At 64.2% G+C, this 16,724-nt stretch carries 17 protein-coding genes; 7 read left to right on the plus strand and 10 right to left on the minus strand.

Going from position 1 to position 16,724, the window contains the following annotated elements; all coding sequences use genetic code 11:
* Positions 1 to 14: 14 nt before the first annotated feature.
* Both ACLRDN_RS24070 and ACLRDN_RS24075 read right to left on the minus strand, forming a co-directional pair.
* Positions 15 to 1,358, minus strand: a complete 1,344-nt coding sequence (locus ACLRDN_RS24070; protein ID WP_413458333.1) for a sigma-54-dependent transcriptional regulator — start codon at positions 1,356 to 1,358, stop codon at positions 15 to 17.
* Positions 1,343 to 2,800: a sensor histidine kinase gene (locus ACLRDN_RS24075; protein WP_413458334.1), complete on the minus strand. Its 1,458-nt coding sequence runs from the start codon at positions 2,798 to 2,800 to the stop codon at positions 1,343 to 1,345. The genes ACLRDN_RS24070 and ACLRDN_RS24075 overlap by 16 nt, the downstream gene beginning before the upstream one ends.
* A 99-nt stretch (positions 2,801 to 2,899) precedes the next feature.
* Between ACLRDN_RS24075 and ACLRDN_RS24080 the strand changes: the two genes are divergently transcribed.
* Together ACLRDN_RS24080 and ACLRDN_RS24085 are read left to right on the plus strand one after the other, a co-directional pair.
* Positions 2,900 to 4,444, plus strand: coding sequence for a diguanylate cyclase (locus ACLRDN_RS24080; protein WP_413460442.1), 1,545 nt, complete (start codon positions 2,900 to 2,902; stop codon positions 4,442 to 4,444).
* 117 nt (positions 4,445 to 4,561) lie between these two features.
* Positions 4,562 to 5,707: a helix-turn-helix domain-containing protein gene (locus ACLRDN_RS24085; protein ID WP_413458335.1), complete on the plus strand. Its 1,146-nt coding sequence runs from the start codon at positions 4,562 to 4,564 to the stop codon at positions 5,705 to 5,707.
* Here ACLRDN_RS24085 and ACLRDN_RS24090 read toward each other — a convergent pair.
* The 3 genes from ACLRDN_RS24090 to ACLRDN_RS24100 are packed head-to-tail and all read right to left on the minus strand — an operon-like array spanning position 5,702 to position 7,918.
* Positions 5,702 to 6,502, minus strand: a complete 801-nt coding sequence (locus tag ACLRDN_RS24090) for a hypothetical protein (protein WP_413458336.1) — start codon at positions 6,500 to 6,502, stop codon at positions 5,702 to 5,704. The genes ACLRDN_RS24085 and ACLRDN_RS24090 overlap by 6 nt on opposite strands.
* A 56-nt stretch (positions 6,503 to 6,558) precedes the next feature.
* Positions 6,559 to 7,209 carry a 3-oxoacid CoA-transferase subunit B gene (locus ACLRDN_RS24095; protein WP_034340601.1) on the minus strand — a complete coding sequence of 217 codons (651 nt, stop codon included), beginning with the start codon at positions 7,207 to 7,209 and terminating at the stop codon, positions 6,559 to 6,561.
* Between the two features lie 13 nt (positions 7,210 to 7,222).
* Positions 7,223 to 7,918 carry a CoA transferase subunit A gene (locus tag ACLRDN_RS24100; protein WP_013236556.1) on the minus strand — a complete coding sequence of 232 codons (696 nt, stop codon included), beginning with the start codon at positions 7,916 to 7,918 and terminating at the stop codon, positions 7,223 to 7,225.
* Between the two features lie 269 nt (positions 7,919 to 8,187).
* Here ACLRDN_RS24100 and ACLRDN_RS24105 point away from each other — a divergent pair, with 269 nt between their 5' ends.
* The gene (locus ACLRDN_RS24105; RefSeq protein ID WP_034340603.1) at positions 8,188 to 8,748 is read left to right on the plus strand and encodes a PAS and helix-turn-helix domain-containing protein; all 561 of its coding nucleotides are present in this window, start codon (positions 8,188 to 8,190) and stop codon (positions 8,746 to 8,748) included.
* Positions 8,749 to 8,758: 10 nt separating this feature from the next.
* On the opposite strand, the gene ACLRDN_RS24110 is transcribed toward ACLRDN_RS24105, so the two are convergent.
* On the minus strand, positions 8,759 to 9,703 hold the full coding sequence (locus ACLRDN_RS24110; RefSeq protein WP_413458337.1) for a LysR family transcriptional regulator: 945 nt from the start codon (positions 9,701 to 9,703) through the stop codon (positions 8,759 to 8,761).
* A gap of 125 nt (positions 9,704 to 9,828) precedes the next feature.
* Between ACLRDN_RS24110 and ACLRDN_RS24115 the strand changes: the two genes are divergently transcribed.
* The 3 genes from ACLRDN_RS24115 (at position 9,829) to ACLRDN_RS24125 (ending at position 12,208) form a co-directional block, all read left to right on the plus strand.
* Positions 9,829 to 10,725 (plus strand): MBL fold metallo-hydrolase, encoded by an 897-nt coding sequence (locus tag ACLRDN_RS24115; RefSeq protein WP_413458338.1) that lies wholly within the window; start codon positions 9,829 to 9,831, stop codon positions 10,723 to 10,725.
* 63 nt (positions 10,726 to 10,788) lie between these two features.
* A complete protein-coding gene (locus tag ACLRDN_RS24120) occupies positions 10,789 to 11,400 on the plus strand; it encodes an NAD(P)-dependent oxidoreductase (RefSeq protein WP_413458339.1) in 612 nt (203 codons plus the stop codon).
* Positions 11,401 to 11,476: 76 nt separating this feature from the next.
* Positions 11,477 to 12,208, plus strand: a complete 732-nt coding sequence (locus ACLRDN_RS24125; protein WP_413458340.1) for a DsbA family protein — start codon at positions 11,477 to 11,479, stop codon at positions 12,206 to 12,208.
* A gap of 7 nt (positions 12,209 to 12,215) precedes the next feature.
* Here the strand turns inward: ACLRDN_RS24125 and ACLRDN_RS24130 are convergent, their stop codons facing one another.
* The 3 genes from ACLRDN_RS24130 to ACLRDN_RS24140 all read right to left on the minus strand — a co-directional run bounded on the left by ACLRDN_RS24130 (position 12,216) and on the right by ACLRDN_RS24140 (position 14,163).
* Positions 12,216 to 12,857 (minus strand): HAD family hydrolase, encoded by a 642-nt coding sequence (locus ACLRDN_RS24130; RefSeq protein WP_413458341.1) that lies wholly within the window; start codon positions 12,855 to 12,857, stop codon positions 12,216 to 12,218.
* An 18-nt stretch (positions 12,858 to 12,875) separates the two neighbouring features.
* Positions 12,876 to 13,124 carry a hypothetical protein gene (locus tag ACLRDN_RS24135; protein ID WP_413458342.1) on the minus strand — a complete coding sequence of 83 codons (249 nt, stop codon included), beginning with the start codon at positions 13,122 to 13,124 and terminating at the stop codon, positions 12,876 to 12,878.
* Between the two features lie 118 nt (positions 13,125 to 13,242).
* Entirely contained in the window at positions 13,243 to 14,163 is a 921-nt protein-coding gene (locus ACLRDN_RS24140) for a LysR family transcriptional regulator (protein ID WP_413458343.1), read from the minus strand.
* Positions 14,164 to 14,256: 93 nt separating this feature from the next.
* Here ACLRDN_RS24140 and ACLRDN_RS24145 point away from each other — a divergent pair, with 93 nt between their 5' ends.
* Positions 14,257 to 15,189 (plus strand): DMT family transporter, encoded by a 933-nt coding sequence (locus ACLRDN_RS24145; protein ID WP_413458344.1) that lies wholly within the window; start codon positions 14,257 to 14,259, stop codon positions 15,187 to 15,189.
* Between the two features lie 6 nt (positions 15,190 to 15,195).
* Here the strand turns inward: ACLRDN_RS24145 and ACLRDN_RS24150 are convergent, their stop codons facing one another.
* The gene (locus ACLRDN_RS24150) at positions 15,196 to 16,614 is read right to left on the minus strand and encodes a PLP-dependent aminotransferase family protein (RefSeq protein ID WP_413458345.1); all 1,419 of its coding nucleotides are present in this window, start codon (positions 16,612 to 16,614) and stop codon (positions 15,196 to 15,198) included.
* Positions 16,615 to 16,724: the final 110 nt, after the last annotated feature.

A 16,724-nucleotide genomic window follows, 5' to 3' on the forward strand; every position in this document is an offset into this window, starting at 1 on the left:
GGCGCGGGGCGGCGTCAGCCGTTGCCCGTTTCCTCCAGCTTGCGGTAAAGCTGCTGGCGCGAGATGCCCAGCCGGCGCGCGGCTTCGGCACGATTGCCGTTGGCCGCCGCCAGCGCCCGCTGCAGCATCACGCGTTCGACCTGCGCCACGGCCACGGCCAGCTCGCCATCCCAATCGATGGACAGCTCGCCGGCGTTGTCCGTGAGGTTGCGGTCGGCCAGCGCGATATCTTCCGCTTCGATGCAGGTGCCGTGGCTCATCACGGCTGCGCGTTCCATGGTGTTGCGCAGTTCGCGCACATTGCCTGGCCAGGTGTGCTGCAAGAGCCGACGCGCGGCCGCGGGGCTGATGCGTTTGGGGGTATCACCACCCTGCTGGCGCAGGAAGTGTTCGGCAATGGCCAGGATATCGCCAGGACGCTCGCGCAGCGCAGGCACCTTGATCGGCAGCACCTGCAGGCGATACCAGAGATCCTCGCGGAAACGTCCCTCGCTGATTTCCTGCGGCAGGTCGCGGTGGGTGGCGGCGATCACGCGTACATCCACCTTGACGGCCTGCTGGCCACCGACCGGCGTCAGTTCGCGTTCCTGCAGCACGCGCAGGATCTTGGCCTGGGTCGGCAAGGCCATGTCGCCGATCTCGTCCAGGAACAGCGTGCCGCCGTGCGCTTGCTGGAAACGGCCCAGGCGCGGTGCGGTGGCGCCGCTGAAGGCGCCCTTGACGTGGCCGAACAATTCGCTCTCGATGAGGTCAGCCGGAATGGCCGCGCAATTGATGGCCACGAAGGGACGTGCTGCCCGCAGACCATTGCGATGCAGGGCGCGCGCCACCAGCTCCTTGCCGGTACCGGTCTCGCCCAGGATCAGCACGGTGGCGTCACTGGTGGCCGCGCGCCCGATCTGCTTGAAGACCTGGCGCATGGCTTCGCTGTCGCCCACCAAGGCATTGCGTTCATCGCCGGCCGCGCGCTGCGTGGCGTCAGCGTGTTCCTCCCCAAGCGCGCTCTGGCGCAGCGCGCGCTCCAGCGTGTCCACCAGGGCCGCACGCGGTACCGGCTTGGTGAGGTGATCGAAGGCCCCCAGGCGGATGGCCTCGATGGTGTTGTCGCCGCTGGCGTAGGCGGTCAGCATGATGCAGGGGATGGTGGCGATGGCCGGGGCGCGCTGCAGGAAGACCAGGCCGTCTTCGTCGGGCATGCGCAGGTCGACGATGGCCGCATCCACCGCATGGGCCCCCAGCAGGGTCAGGCCGGCGGCGGTGCTGCCGGCTTCCAGCACCTCGTGGCCGAGGTCGCCGACGGTCTCGGCCAGGCTGCCGCGAAAGGCAGCATCGTCATCGACGATCAGGATGCGCGCCATGGCAACTCCATCTCAAAACGGGCGCCGCGTTCACTGGCGGCCAGGTGGATGACGCCGCCATGCGCATGCACGATCTCGCGTACCAGCACCAGGCCCAGGCCGGTGCCGCCGCTGCGCTGGCTGACGAAAGGATCAAAGAGGCTATCACGCAATTCGGCCGGCACGCCCGGACCATCATCGGCCACCCACAGCAGCAGCTGCCCGTCCTCGCGCCGCCGCGCTCCCAATGCGATGTGGCCGCCCGCGGTGCAATGGGCCAGTGCATTGAGCAGCAGGTTGTCCACGGCGCGCGCCAGCTGCACCGGGTCCAGCGCGCTGGTGGTGAGACTGTCGCCAAAGCTGGCACTATCGATGGCCGCGACCAAGCGTACCTGCCGGCGCTCGGCCAGTTCGGCATGGGCCTGGCAGCGGGCCTGGATCCAGCTGGCCAGGTCGACGCACTCGCGCTGCACCTGGAACGGTTGTGCCAGTGCCAGCAAGCTGGCCACCAGCGCATCGAGCCGTTCGCTCTGGCTGACCACCATTTCCAGCGCGCCGGTCACGCGCGTCTCGCGCACCTGGGCAGGGGCGGCCAGGGCATTTTCGGCCTTCATGCGCATGGCGCCGATGGGATTGCGGATCTCGTGGGCCAGGCCGGCCGCCACCCGGCCCAGCGTGGCCAGCCGCTCCGCATGCGCCAGCTGGCTGGCCAGGCGCTCGGACTGGCGGCGCCAGCGCGTGAGCGTGGCCCCCAGCCACACACCACTGAGGATGACGAAAGCCAGCAGCAAGGCGCTGGCCACCAGCAACTGGTTGAGCACGGCCGCACTCATCACCGGTACCCGCTTGAGCGTCCATGCCGCCAGCGCCACCTTGCCCGGTGGCACCGGGCAGGCGGCAAACACCACGGCCTCGCGCAGGCCGGGACGCACATCGGTGACGGTGGCGCCGCCATCGAGGGCGCGCTGCGCAGTCGAGACGATACGTTCCATTTCCGCGCCCGGCGCATCGCGCTTGACACCGCTGCCGTCATAGGTCGGGAAGGCATAGGCCACCACATCGCGCTGCGGATGCCAGAAGCCGCCCTCCACCCCGGCCTGGTCGCGCAGGGACAGGTCGATCACGGCCTGCATGAGGGAGCTGCCCGGCAGGCCATCGCCATCGGCCGTGCTGCGGGCCGTACCGCTGTTGGTGCGCAAGGCATGGGCCAGGCCGGCGCTCATGGTGGCGCAGCTGACCGCCGCCTGGGCGGTGGCCTGGCTGATCTGCGAGGACGCGCCCTGGCGGCTCAACTGAAGCAGCAGGAACGCGAGCACGAGCGCGATCAGGGCGATGAAGGCCCACAGGATGGCCAGGTCGCGCTGGATGGTGTTCTTGATCTTCAGGGGGCCTCCGGGCTGGGCGCGGGTCTGGGTGTTTCGGGTGCCGTGGCAGGCTTGCGGCCGCTGGCATGGCGCTCGCATTTAATCACGAAGCGCGGCCGCTGTTGCATCATCTGACAGGAATGCGCACCGGCAGGTTCAGGCTTTTGTTGCAAGACAATCACGTTGCCGGCGATCAAGATGGAAGGCGGTTTTGCTTTATGCGTTAATTGCGCCTGGGGATTTGCGGGGGGAACAAAAATCAAGCAGTTGAAGAAATACCTGGTGGTGGTGTTGGGCATCGCCATGCTGATGGTGGTGGCCATGTGTGCCAGCACGCTCTATCAAAGCTATCGCCAGACGCGTCTTTCGGCGGTGGCCAATGCCGGCAACGTGACCCTGATCTCCCAGCGCGCCATTTCGCGCAACCTGGAAGTGCTGTCGCTGTCGCTGGATACGCTGGCCTATCGTTATCAGCACCAGATCAGCGGACGCCGGCTGGATGATGCGCAGCGCTATGCCTATCTGTTCGGCAGCGCGGCCAGCGTCAGCCACATCTCCGTGATGGCCGTGCTCGGCCCCAAGGGTGAAGTGCTGGCCAGTTCGCGCCGGCGTGCGGGCGAACCCGCGCCCAACTATGGCGACCGCGCCTATTTCACCGCGCACCGCGATTCGGCCAATGTCGGCCTCTACGTGTCGCGGCCGATCATGGCCAACCTGGGCAATGAAGTGCGGGTGGTGGTGCTGTCCAAGCGCCTGTTCAATGAGGATGGCAGCTTTGGCGGCATCGTCGTCATGGCGCTGGACCTGGCTTATTTCCGCGAACTGTTCGAAGGGCTGGCGCTGGGGGCCAATGGCGTCATCTCGCTGTATTCCGATGATGGCGTGGCCTACATGCGGGTGCCTTACCGCGAGGACGTGATCGGCCGCGACCTCTCCGGCAGCGCCAATTTCCAGCGCATCCAGAGCGCCTTGCAGCACGAGGAAGGCAGCTTCTTCGCGCGCGCCAACAGTGATGGCGTGGAGCGGCTCTACACCTTCCGCCGCATTCCCGATTCTCCGCTGATCGTCTTCGTGGGCTATGCGCAGGAAGCGATCTTCAAGAGCTGGCGCAAGACCTTGTATGCGGTCATCATTTCACTGTTCATCTTTGCTTTGCTGTCGGCCTACCTGCTCTCGCACGTGCGCCAGGAACTGCGCCGCCGCGTGGCCATGGAAAAGCGCCTGGAAGAACTGGCGCTGACCGACGGGCTGACCGGCCTGCTCAATCGCCGCGCCCTGGACGAGGCCCTGCAGGCCACCTGGGAACGCTGCCGGCGCAATTTCAATTCGACCTTCTCGGTGCTGTTCATCGACGTGGACTACTTCAAGCTCTACAACGACAGCTATGGCCACAAGCTGGGCGATGAAGTGCTGCGCGAAGTGGCGCAAGCCATCGCCGAAAACCTGCCACGCAATACCGACTGTGCAGGCCGCTACGGCGGCGAAGAGTTCGTGGTGCTGCTGGAACTGACCGACGAACAAGGCGCCCGCCTGATGGCCCAGCGCCTGTGCGACGCGGTCTACAGCCGCCTGATCGTGCACGCCACCAGCCCGCTGCGCGTGGTCACCATCAGCGTGGGCGTGGCTACCCTGCAGCGCGAACACCATCGCCGCGTGGAAGACGTGCTCAATGCGGCCGATGCCGCCCTGTACCGCGCCAAGCGGGATGGGCGCAATGCGGTGCGGGTCAGCGGGGTAGCGTGACGCAGGGGCGGTGAGCTCGTCATGCAACGATATTGCGCGCCATCTTGCAAGCTGCGGCTTGCATGCAACTTGACATAACTTGACGCGGTGCGATGGTCTGCCTACCATCAGACCATCATGCTCAATATCCCCCTGATCCAGCAATCGATGCAACAACGTGGCCTGACCAGAACCGCGTTGGCGACTGCCTGCGAAGTCAGCAAGGAAGCCGTGTCGAACTGGCTTTCCGGGCAATCTCTGCCCCGGCCGCGCAAACTGCTGCGGCTGGCAGAGATTCTTCATATCGAAGTGACGCAACTGATGGCCCCCGATGATGAACCCGTCATCGCCTTTCGTACTACGGGGGGCCAGCACGCCAGTGATGCTGCCAGGGAAGCTGCGGTGACGGCGGCAGAACATTTGCAGGAATTGCTGCCGCACTTGCCGCATCCCCGGCTGTTTTCCCCTGCGGTTCTGGACTCTCCCTCGCTGGAAGAGGCTTATCTGCTGGAAGCCACCCGCCAAGTACGGGACCGGCTGGGCCTGGCCGATGATGCGCCCGTGCAGCGCGCGGAGCTGCTATCCCTGGTGCGCGATTTCGGCGCCATCATGGTGCCGGTGTACTGGAACCGGCAACGGCACGGACATGAAAACGCCTTGAGCATCTACCTGCCGCGCAGCAAGACCACCTGGGTCTTCGTCAATCTGCATGCCTCCATCGGCAGCTTCAATGCCTGGCTTGCCCATGAATTGGGACACTGCTACACCCTGCACCGGCTGTCCGCCGAAGAGGGTGAACTCTTCGCGGAACGCTTCGCCCAGGCGCTGCTGTTTCCGCCGGCAGCGGCTGCACGGGCCGCAGCGGAACTGGCCACGGTCTCGGGCGATGAGGCCTTGCGTCTGCTGGCATGGTACGCGGGCAAATACGAGGTACCCATGCCCACCATCGTAGCCCGGGTCGATCTCTGGCTCGCGCAACAAGGCCGCAAGGTCAGCGGGTTCAAGCGCAAGCTGCGAGGCTGCGACGTGCATGGAGAGGGAAGACAGGAAACGCTTTCCGTCAGCACGGTGCTGTTCGGCGCGCAACAGTTGCCCGCGGAGCACTATATCCGCACCACCTCTGACTTCTTCCGTACCCCTGTATTCGAGGCGCTGGCGTGCTGGCAACGCCGGCAAGGCGGCGGCTCGCCAGCCTTCGTGGCCAGCGCACTCAATGTTGATATCGGCCAAGCAGTAGAAATCTCGTTTGCCCTCTCCCCGGCAAGCGGCATGCTCGCGTCATAGCGCCTCGGCTGATTCGCCGAACAGCTCCAGATATCGCCTGCGCCAACCAGCAGGAAGCAAGGTTTCCATGCGCACCCAGGTCGAGACCGTGTCGCGCCGCTGTTGCGAGCTCAAACGCCCGTGCTGCTCCAGCAAATGCAGCAGGGTCAGGGAATCGATACATGCCTGAGGCGCCTCCTCACCCGCCGCAATGAGGTCCCTGATCAATTCTGTCAGCGCTTTCTCGTCAGTTGCGATCACGCCGCGCAGCACGATGCCTGTGGCCAGCAGCTCCGTATCCTCGCGCGACAGCGGCGTGAGCCTGGCACCGCGCGTGTTTCGATGCTGGACGAACAGCCTCGCATAGACCGCAAGCGGTCCGCGCTGCGCTTCGACCAGACGCTTCTTGGGCTGTGTCAGGCGCAACGCACCCTGCTCCAGGTCCACCGAGCGCGGGGCAATACCGACCTGCGAGAAGATCTGCCCGAGCCGGGAATTGGCCTTGAATTCATCAATGAGAGATGCCAGTGTCAGCAGCCGATAGCCGCCTACCACCTGTCCCAACAGCGGAAGGACCGGCGAGCAATAGAGACGCAGGAAGCAATTGGTATCGAGCAGGATGATGCGGGGACTCGGCGCTTTCGGCATGAGAGAGCAGGCAGACTGACGGGAAGAGAAGTCAAAAAGTATAGCCAGCCATGCTGCTGTCCCCGGCTGCTCTACCCGCTTCATCGAGCAAAAACCGATGAATGTGGATGAATGGCTCCGGTCGTCTTCCCTTTCGGCGCTGAAAACGACGAAGGGCACCACTTCCATGGTGCCCTTCGTTCATCCGGTGCGGCAGTGACTGCCGCCTACGGTCTTTCAAACGATCAGACCTCGCTCACATCCAGCGGCGCTTCGGTCTTTTCGATCACTTCTTCCTTGGTCACGCCGGAAGCCAGTTCGATCAGCTTCAGGCCGCCCGGGGTCACGTCGATCACGCCCAGGTCGGTGATGATGCGGTTGACCACGCCCACGCCGGTCAGCGGCAGGTTGCAGTCGTTGAGGATCTTCTTGGAGGTGCTGCCGTCCTTGGCCTTGGCCACATGTTCCATCAGCACCACCACGCGGCCCACGCCGGCCACCAGGTCCATCGCGCCGCCCATGCCCTTGACCATCTTGCCGGGGATCATCCAGTTGGCCAGGTCACCCTTGGCCGAGACCTGCATCGCGCCCAGGATGGCGATGTTGATCTTGCCGCCGCGGATCATGCCGAAGGAGTCCGCCGAGCTGAAGAAGGACGAACCGGGAATGGTCGTCACGGTCTGCTTGCCGGCGTTGATCAGGTCCGGGTCGACCTGGTCTTCGGTGGGGAAGGGGCCGATGCCCAGCAAGCCGTTCTCGGATTGCAGCCACACTTCGATATCGTTCGGAACGTGGTTGGCCACCAGGGTCGGCAAGCCGATGCCCAGGTTCACGTAGAAGCCGTCCTGCAGTTCCTTGGCTGCGCGCGCAGCCATTTCATCTCTGGTCCATGCCATTTTCTGTGTCTCCTTATGCGCGCACGGTGCGTTGTTCGATGCGCTTCTCGGGCGTGGCATTGACCACGATGCGATGCACGAAGATGCCGGGGGTGTGGATCTGGTCCGGGTCGAGCTGGCCCACTTCCACCAGTTCTTCCACTTCCACCACGGTGACCTTGCCGGCCATGGCGACGTTGGGGTTAAAGTTGCGCGCGGTCTTGTTGAAGACCAGGTTGCCGGCCTTGTCGGCCTTGTGCGCCTTCACCAGCGACACGTCGGCCACCAGCGAGCGTTCCATCACGTAGCGCTCGCCGTCGAACTCGCGCACTTCCTTGCCTTCGGCCACCAGCGTGCCCACACCGGTCTTGGTGAAGAACGCGGGGATGCCGGCGCCACCAGCGCGCAGCTTCTCGGCCAGGGTCCCTTGCGGGGTGAATTCCAGTTCCAGTTCGCCGGCCAGGTACTGGCGCTCGAATTCCTTGTTCTCGCCCACGTAGGAGGCGATCATCTTCTTGATCTGGCGGGTGGTCAGCAACTGGCCCAGGCCGAAACCATCGACACCGGCGTTGTTGGAAATGGCGGTCAGGTTCTGCACGCCCGAATCACGCAGGGCGGCGATCAACGCCTCGGGGATGCCACACAGGCCAAAGCCGCCGACCGCAATGGTCTGGCCGTCCTTGACGATGTCTTTCAACGCGGTGGCCGCGTCTGGATACACTTTGTTCACGAGTCTCCTTTCGGCTCTTGTCTTGCGAGCAGGGTTGCAAGCGGGCCGGCGGACATGCCGGCTTCAACAGGGATGGGCAGAGGGGCTTCTCTTGCGCAACGTCCGCAGACGTCGCCGGGCCCCGTTCGGCTCCAAATAGCGCCAATTATCATAGGGCAGCTGAAATAGGCCATACAATACGGTAAAAATACCTGGCGCAATGCAGCATGGTACCGTCAGCCAGACGGTCCCGCCAGTTGCGAGGGACAAGCCAACCATTGCAGCAACTCATGACCCAGCCACTTCCCATCGATTTCGAACAGGTTTTCATGCACGCGCCCATCGGCATGTGCGTCTCGCACAATCGCGTGATCCAGCAAGCCAACCTGGCCATGGCCGACATGTTCGGCTACGAGGTCGACGCACTGCGCCAGACCTCCTTCCAGGAAATCTACCCCACCGCCGACGAATTCGAGCGCACCGGCCTGCGCCTGGTGCCCATCCTCAACGAAAAGGGCTTTTATTCGGACGAGCGCATCATGAAGCGCTCCAACGATGAAATGTTCTGGTGCCACGTCACCGGCCATGCACTGAACCGCGACAACCCGCACGCGGCCGGCATCTGGACCTTCGAGGATGTCAGCGCAAAACGCCCCATCGCACCCGGCCTGACCCCGCGCGAACGCGAGATCGCCGCACTGCTGGTGGAAGGCAAGACCAGCAAGCTCATCGCCCGCCAGGTCGAACTGAGCCCGCGCACGGTGGAAATGCATCGCGCCCGCCTGATGCGCAAGTTCGCCGCTTCCACCTCCTCCGAACTGGTGCACAAGCTGCTGAGCATCACGCCCTGATCACCCTTGATCAGAACGGCAGGCCCGCAAAACGCTGCGCCAGGAAATCGAGCATCGTGCGCAGGGTCGCCGGCATGTGCTTGCGCGAGGCATAGACGCCATAGATGCCCAGCTGCAAGGGTTCGTACTCGGGCAGCAATTGCACCAGCTGGCCGCTGGCCACCAGCGGGGCCACCGTATAGGCCGGCATGTGGCCGATGCCCACACCGGCCAGCACCGCCTGCAGCAACACCGTCACCTCGTTGGCGCTGATGGTGCCGCCTACCGCCACGCTTTGCGTCTGCTTCTTCGTCTGCGTCTTCGCGGCGGCAGCGCCCTTGCCGGCCCTGGCTTTTTTCTTCTTCGGCTCGAACTGCCACAGACTGCGCCCCACATAGGAATGGGTCAGGCAATTGTGCAAGGCCAGGTCTTCGACCTTGCGCGGCATGCCATGGCGCGCAAGGTAATCCGGCGTGGCGCAGATGACCGAGTGGCAGACCCCCAGCGGACGCGCAATCAGGTTGGGTTCCAGCCGGTTGGTCATGCGAATGGCCAGGTCGATGCGTTCTTCCACCAGGTTCACGGTGCGGTCCAGCGCCAGCAGGTCCACCGCCACCGCCGGATAGCGGCGGCCGTACTCGACCACGGCCTGGATCAGCTGGGTCTGCGCAAAGGAGGTACTGGTCGTGATGCGCAGGAGCCCGCGCGGCGGTTCATCGGGTGCATCGAGAACATGGCGCATGTCCTCCGAATACTCCAGCATCTGGCGGCAGCGCGGCAGCAATTCATTGCCGGCGGGCGTGAGCGAGAGCCGCCGCGTGGTCCGGTGCAGCAGGCGTGCACCGACCCAGTCTTCCAGCTCGGCCACGTAGCGCGACACCACCGGCCGCGACAAGTCCAGCTGCTCGGCCGCCGCCGACAGGCTGCCACCATCCACCACCGTCACGAAGACCTGCATGGCCATCAGGCGATCCATTGGGGCCCCTTTTTGATTTGAACGATTTCAGAAACAAACTGTGATCGATTATGCTGTTTTTCGAAATCAAAAGCGATCCTATGATGGCGGCTCCTGACACCCATCCACTTCTTTCCGGAGTCGCCATGTTTTCCACCCATCGCCTGCTGCGTCCCCTGCTGGCCATCGCTGCCACCGGCCTGCTGGCCTTCTCGGGCGCAGCCGTCCAGGCCGCCGCGCCGCTCAAGCTCGATATTTACAATCCTGGCAAGGAAGCCATCTTCCCCGTCAGCTCGGTGCTGGTCACCGGCGAGCGCGAAGCGATCTTGGTCGATGCGCAATTCGGCCAGCGTGAAGCGCAGCAGGTCGTGGACAAGATCCGCGCCAGCGGCAAGAAGCTGACCACCATCTACATCAGCCATGGCGATCCGGATTACTACTTCGGCCTGGAAGCCCTGCACGCGGCCTACCCGGACGCCAAGATCGTGGCCTCCGCACCGACCGTGCAGCACATCAAGGAAACGGCTGCCGGCAAGCTGGCCTACTGGGGTCCCAAGCTGGGTGAGAATGCTCCCCGCGCCACCATCATGCCGGAAGTGCTCAAGGGCAAGACGCTGACGCTGGAAGGCCGCAAGCTGGAAATCGTCGGCCTGGATGGTCCGCAGCCGGATCGCAGCTTCGTCTGGATTCCTTCGCTCAAGGCCGTGGTTGGCGGCGTGGTGGTGGCTGGCAACATCCACGTATGGGTGGCCGATACGCAAAGCATGAAGTCGCGCCTGGACTGGCTCGGCACCCTGGGTCGCATCGAGAAGCTCAAGCCGGCCATCGTCGTGCCCGGCCACTATGCCGCCGGTGCGCCCTTGGAGTTGGCCTCGGTGCGCTTCACCCGCGACTACCTGAAGGCCTTCGACCAGGAAGCCGCCAAGGCCGCCGATGGCAATGCCCTGATTGCTGCCATGAAGCAGCGCTACCCTGACCTGGGCGATACCAGCTCGCTGGAGCTGTCGGCCAAGGTCATCAAGGGCGAAATGAAGTGGCCCTGACCTGAACTGCACGGCATTGATACGAAGCTGCTTGTCTTCCCTCCCCACCCGAAAGGAAACATCATGAAAATCGCACTCATCGGCGCCTCCGGCAACGTCGGCACCCGCATCGTGGACGAAGCCCTGCGCCGCGGCCACAACCTCATCGCCATTGCCCGCGACGCCGGCAAGATCGCCCAGCGTACCGGCGTGACCGCCGTCGCGGCTGACGTCAAGGACGCCACTGCGCTGGCCGCTGCCATCAAGGGCGCTGACGTGGTCATCTCCAGCGGCCGCTTCACGGCCTTCGGTGCGGACGACCTGCTGCCGGCCGTGAAGGCGGCGGGCGTCAAGCGCCTGGCGGTGGTGGGCGGTGCCGGCAGCCTGGAAATCGCACCGGGCAAGGCGCTCATCGACACCCCGGAATTTCCGGCCGAGTACCTGGCCGAGGCATCCGGTGGCCGCGACTTCCTCAATGCCCTGCGTGAAGAGAGCGAACTGGAATGGACCTTCCTGTCGCCCTCGGCGCTGTTCACCGCAGGCGAGCGCACCGGCCAGTTCCGTCTGGGCCAGGATGCACTGCTGGTCGGTGCCGATGGCAAGAGCTGGATCTCTTACGAGGACTATGCCGTGGCCCTGCTGGACGAGCTGGAACAGCCGAAGCACGTGCGTGCCCGTTTCACGGTAGGCTACTGATCCACCGAGCGTGCCGGGCCTGACGGTGCAGAAAACGTCAGGCCCTGTGCCGATTCATTCAAGAGGAAATCGCATCATGACCACCCCCGCCGCCCCGCACGAGACCGTGCTTCACTACATCCACGATCCGCTGTGCGGCTGGTGCTATGGCGCCGCGCCCCTGGTGGCGGCGGCTCGTACAGTGTTGCCGGTGCAGGCGCATGGAGGCGGCATGATGGCCGGCCGCAACCGTCGACGCGTGGATGCGCAACTGCGCGATTACGTGATGCCGCACGATCACCGCATCGCGCAAATGACCGGACAAGCGTTTGGCGAGCCCTACTTCAACGGCTTGCTGCGCGATACCGAAGCGGTCTTCGACTCGGCCCCGCCGATTGCTGCCGTACTGGCGGTACAGGCGCTCAAGGACGAGGCCGCCGGACTGGACATGCTGGCAGCGATCCAGCGTGCGCATTACCAGCAAGGGCGGCGCATCTCCGAAGTGGCGACGCTGACTGAATTGGCGCAGGCGCTGGGTATCGAGCCCGCTGCCTTTGCCGCCGAAATACAGCGGGTCGAACAGGAAGAGCTGGCCAATCACATCGAGGCCAGCCGTGAATTGCTCACCTATGTAGGCGGACGCGGCTTCCCGACCTTCGTGCTGCAGCGGGGCGATACCCTGGAGGTGCTTGATACCGGGCGCTGGCTGGGGCAGCCGGAGCAGTGGGCGAGTTATCTGCGTGAAGAAGCGGCCGCGAGTTCTGCACCGGCTGCCGCATCGGAGAGCACCGCAGCGCAATGCGATCTGCAGACCGGCCAGTGCGACTGAAACGCCATCAAACCGGCAAGCCCAGTGCGCGCAATTGCGCGCGGGTTTTGTCCGCATCGACGTGATGAATACCCTGCCATCCCAGCGCCCGGCACCCATCGATATTTTTTTGCACATCATCGATGAAGACCAGCTCTTCCGGCTTCAAGCCCGGCAGGTGCCGTGCATAGCGCTCCAGCGCGATCTGGTAGATGCGCGGCTCGGGCTTGATGCAGCGTTCATGGCCTGAGACCACGATATCGCGGAACAGCTGCATGAAATCGTGGTGATCGCGCGCATGCGGATAGGTTTCGGCCGACCAGTTGGTGAGACCGAACACCGGTACCTGCTGCGCATGCAATTCTCGCAGCAGTGCCACGCCCTCCGGCAACGGACCACGCAGCATCTCGGTCCAGCGATCATAAAAGGCGCGAATCAGCGCATCATGTTCGGGATGTTGCTCAACCAGATGCGCAGTGGCCTCGGCCAAAGTGCGGCCGCCATCCTGCTGCACGTTCCATTCGGGCGAACAGATATGGGTGAGGAAGTGATGGCGCTCCTGCTCGTCGGCAATCAGTTGCTCGTACAGGTAATGCGGGCTCCAATCGAAGAGCACGCCGCCGAAATCGAAAACGACGGCGCGGATGGGGCTTGGTGCAGAAAACGTCATGGTTCAATCCTTGGAATATTACGAGGGGGAGCGACGATTACTCCTGTATCCATCTGCAAGATGCAACAGTTCCAGCGCCGCACCGAACGTAGCCTGAACAGGCGAGGAGACATCCGTGGCCGCCGCCTGATCACCCTCCACGCCGGCAATCATCTCCGTGAGACTGATGTGGCCAGCGCTGTCCAGGCGCTGGAGCAGCATCATCATGATGTAGTTCATCGCAGCCATCCTGGTCTCGGGACTATGTTTCGATTCTTGATCCATCATCTGTTCTCCGTTCATGCATGTTCATCGGCTTGCTACGTGCTGGCTGCCGGAGCATCCGCCCCGGCCAGTGACGCCCATCCGGCGTGCCAACACCGACAAGATTGTGATGCATTCACCATCAAGGTGGTGGTGAATGCAATGCGCCGACCAGATAATCGATGAGCACCCGCATCTTCGGCGCGATATGGCGCGACGCCGGAAAGAGCAAATAGGCCACGCCCTGATAGTTGCTATCGACAGTCCACTCCGGCAGAAGTCGGACGACACGCCCGGCCGCCAAGGACTCCCTGGCCACGAAATCCGGCACACACCCCACGCCCAGGCCGGCTTCAATGGCCGCCAGCCGCATCTCGCTGTGATTGACCGCACATCGTCCAGTCACGATGATCTCTGCCGCCTGGGTGCCGGAAAGGAAACGCCAGCGATTATCGCGTTCCTCCTCGCCTAGCGTGAGGCAACTATGGCTCATCAGGTCTTCCGGATGATGGATCGCGCCACGGCTTGCAAGATAATCCGGGCTCGCCAGCAAGCACTGGCTCACCGGCAGCAATGGCCGCGCCACCATCCCTGGCGGCGGCGTATCGGTCAGGCGGATGACCAGGTCGACGCCTTCACGCAGCGGATCGACCAGCCGGTCCACCACCATCAGGTGCACATCCACGTCCGGATAGCGGGCAAGGAACTCCAGCAGCACCGGCTGCAGCAGATGGCGGGAGACGGCCTTGGGGGCGCTCATCCGGACCAGTCCCTTGGGCGCGCCGGCATGGCCTTCGGCCGCCAGCACGGTGGCGCGTGCGGCGGCCACCATCTTGCGTCCGTGCTCCAGTACGTCCAGTCCGGCTTCGGTCAGGCGCAGCTGCCGGGTGGTGCGCTGGAACAGCGCCACACCCATCATCTTTTCCAGGCGGGCCACCTGGCGGCTCACGGCCGAGGGCGTCATGCCCTGCTGACGCGCCGCTGCCGAAAAACTGCCGGCGTCCACCACCTGCACGAACGTGACCAGCTCATGCAGTACCTCGGCCAACTCATTTGTTCTCATGCGGCACAACTCCTGTTCTTCGTTCCCGGCTAGTCAGGTCTCATCGGTCCCAAGACAATACACCAGCTCCGCCCACCGCCACGATGAAACCTCATGAACAAGTCATCCCTGCTGCACGCGCCCGCCCGGCCAACAACCGTGCTGCGACTCAATCCTGTTGAATGGATGCTGCTGCTGGTCGCCGTGATCTGGGGCGGCAGCTACAGCGCCGCGAAAATCGCCACGCAGCAATTGCCGGTGCTGCAATTCCTGGTGCTGCGGTTTGGCCTGACTTTTCTCCTGCTGGCACCCGCCTTGCGCAGCGTCACTTCCGTCCCTGCGTGGAAAAAATCATTGGCGGGAGCACTCCTGTTGGGGGTGGTGCTGCTGGCCATTTTCATTTGCGAAACCGTCGGCGTCTCGCTGACCACGGCCTCCAATGCCGCCTTCCTGATCAGCCTGTGCGTGGTCTTCACGCCATGGTGCGAGTGGCTGCTGCTGGGCCAGCGTCCCGAGCGTTCGGCGCTGATTGCGTGCGCGTTGTCGTTTGTGGGGGCCGCCTTGCTGGCATTCCAGGAGGGCATCACGCTCTCGCACCTGAGCTGGGGCGATGCACTGATGGTACTGGCCGCGCTCCTGCGCGGTGTGATGGTGTGCCTGACACGTCGCCAGGGCCCGCGGTTCAGCTTGCCGGCACTCACGCTGACGGCGGTGCAGATGGGTGTCATGACGGCGGGATCGCTGGTGCTCATGGCGGTGCTGCCGGGGCAGCGCTGGCTGCCCCTTCCGGCCAGCGCCTCTTTCTGGTGGGCGATGGCGTTCCTGGTCTTGCTGTGTACCATCGTGGCCTTCTTCGTACAGAACCATGCGGCCGCACGCACCAGTGCGTCACGCGTGGCCCTGCTGATGGGCAGCGAGCCGCTGTGGGGGGCGCTCATTGCGGTGGTGTGGATGAAGGAACACATGTCCCTGCAGGGCTGGATGGGCGGCTTGTTGATCGTGGGGGCCACGGGGTGGGTGCTGCGTCCACGTTTCCCTTCCACCTAGCCCGGCTTACAACCCCCGCAAAAAATCAAACAACTCCGGCACATCGGCATACCCCACATTGAAGCGGAAGCTGGTCTTGTGCGGTGCCGACAGGTGGAAGAAATCCCCCGGTGCCAGCCAGATTCCCTTCTGCCGCGCCCGGTCCGCGATCTCGCGCGCTGACAGTTCGCAGCCCTCGATGGTGGCCCAGCTGAACATGCCGCCGCGCGCTGCCGTGAAGGGCGTCAGGCCCACCTCGGTGAGCTTGGCATTCAGGGTGGACTGGGCATTGAGCAGCGTCGCATTGAGCGTCTGCACATGGCGCCGGTGATGCCCTTCGGTGAGCACGTTGTGCACCAGCCGCTCGTTGATCTCCGAATTGGTCAGCGTCAGGACCATCTTGGTATGCACGATCTGCCGTGCCAGTTCGCGCTGGCAGGCGATGTAGCCCACCCGCAGCGAAGGCGCGATGGTCTTGGAATAACTGCCCACGTAGATCACGCGCTGCAGTCCATCCAGGGCAGCCAGCATGGGATCGGTGGCCTGCCCCAGTTCGCGGAAGATATCGTCCTCCACCACCCAGAAACCATAGCGCTCGGCCGTCTGCAGCACACGCATGGCGCAGGCCGGCGTGTAGGAGGTCCCCGTCGGGTTCTGCAGCACGCTGGTGGTGAAGAACATCTTGGGATGATGCAGCCGCGCCAGCGTCTCCAGCATGTCCGTGTCCACCCCGCCGGGCGTACGCGGCACGCCGATCACGTTCAAGCCCGCCAGGCGCAGCATGGCGATCAGGTTGCAGTAGCCGGGATCGTCAATCAACACCGTATCGCCCGGCTGGGTCATGGTGCGGATGATCAGGTCCAGCGCCTGCGTGGCGCCATGCGTGGTCAGCACCTGCTCGATGCCCAGCTCCAGCGCCCAGTGGCCGAGGAACTGCGTGATGAGCTGGCGCAGCGGGGCGTAGCCATAGGGATGGCCATAGCCGACCTGCTGCGCACCGGGCGAGCGGATGATGCGGCGCTCGGCCTGGTGCAGGCCTTCGTCGTTGAGCCACTTGCCGGGCAGCCAGCCGCAGCCGGCCTTGATGGGCACGCGCTCATCGGCAAACATTTCCGAGAGCAGCCAGGCCGAATCAATCACCGGCTCCGGCGGCACGAACACCGCTCGCGCCCCGGATTGCCCGCCCCGCGCGGCCACGAAGAAACCCGCCCCGCGCCGGGCCTGCAGCATGCCGCGCGCCACCAGCTGCTCATAAGCCTCCACCACGGTGGAAGAGCCGATGTCGTGATGCTGCGCGAACTGGCGCACCGAAGGCAGGCGCTCGCCGGAGCGCAATTCGCCCGACTCGATCAGGCCGGCCAGGCCATCGGTCACCTGCTCCACCAGGCGGGCGGCTGTCTTGCGTTTCAAATCCAGTTGCAGCGGCGCGCTGGCGGGCTTGGCCATGTCGTTCTTTCCGAGAGTGTATCGGGCCGACGGGAGACTTCATTGCTCCCATCGGCCAAAGTGTAAGCTGAAATCCTGAACTGTATTGGTCACTGCAATGCTGACTCCGA

Origin of the sequence: Herbaspirillum huttiense (assembly GCF_047300815.1) — a bacterium.
GTDB classification, from domain to species: domain Bacteria; phylum Pseudomonadota; class Gammaproteobacteria; order Burkholderiales; family Burkholderiaceae_D; genus Herbaspirillum; species Herbaspirillum huttiense_A.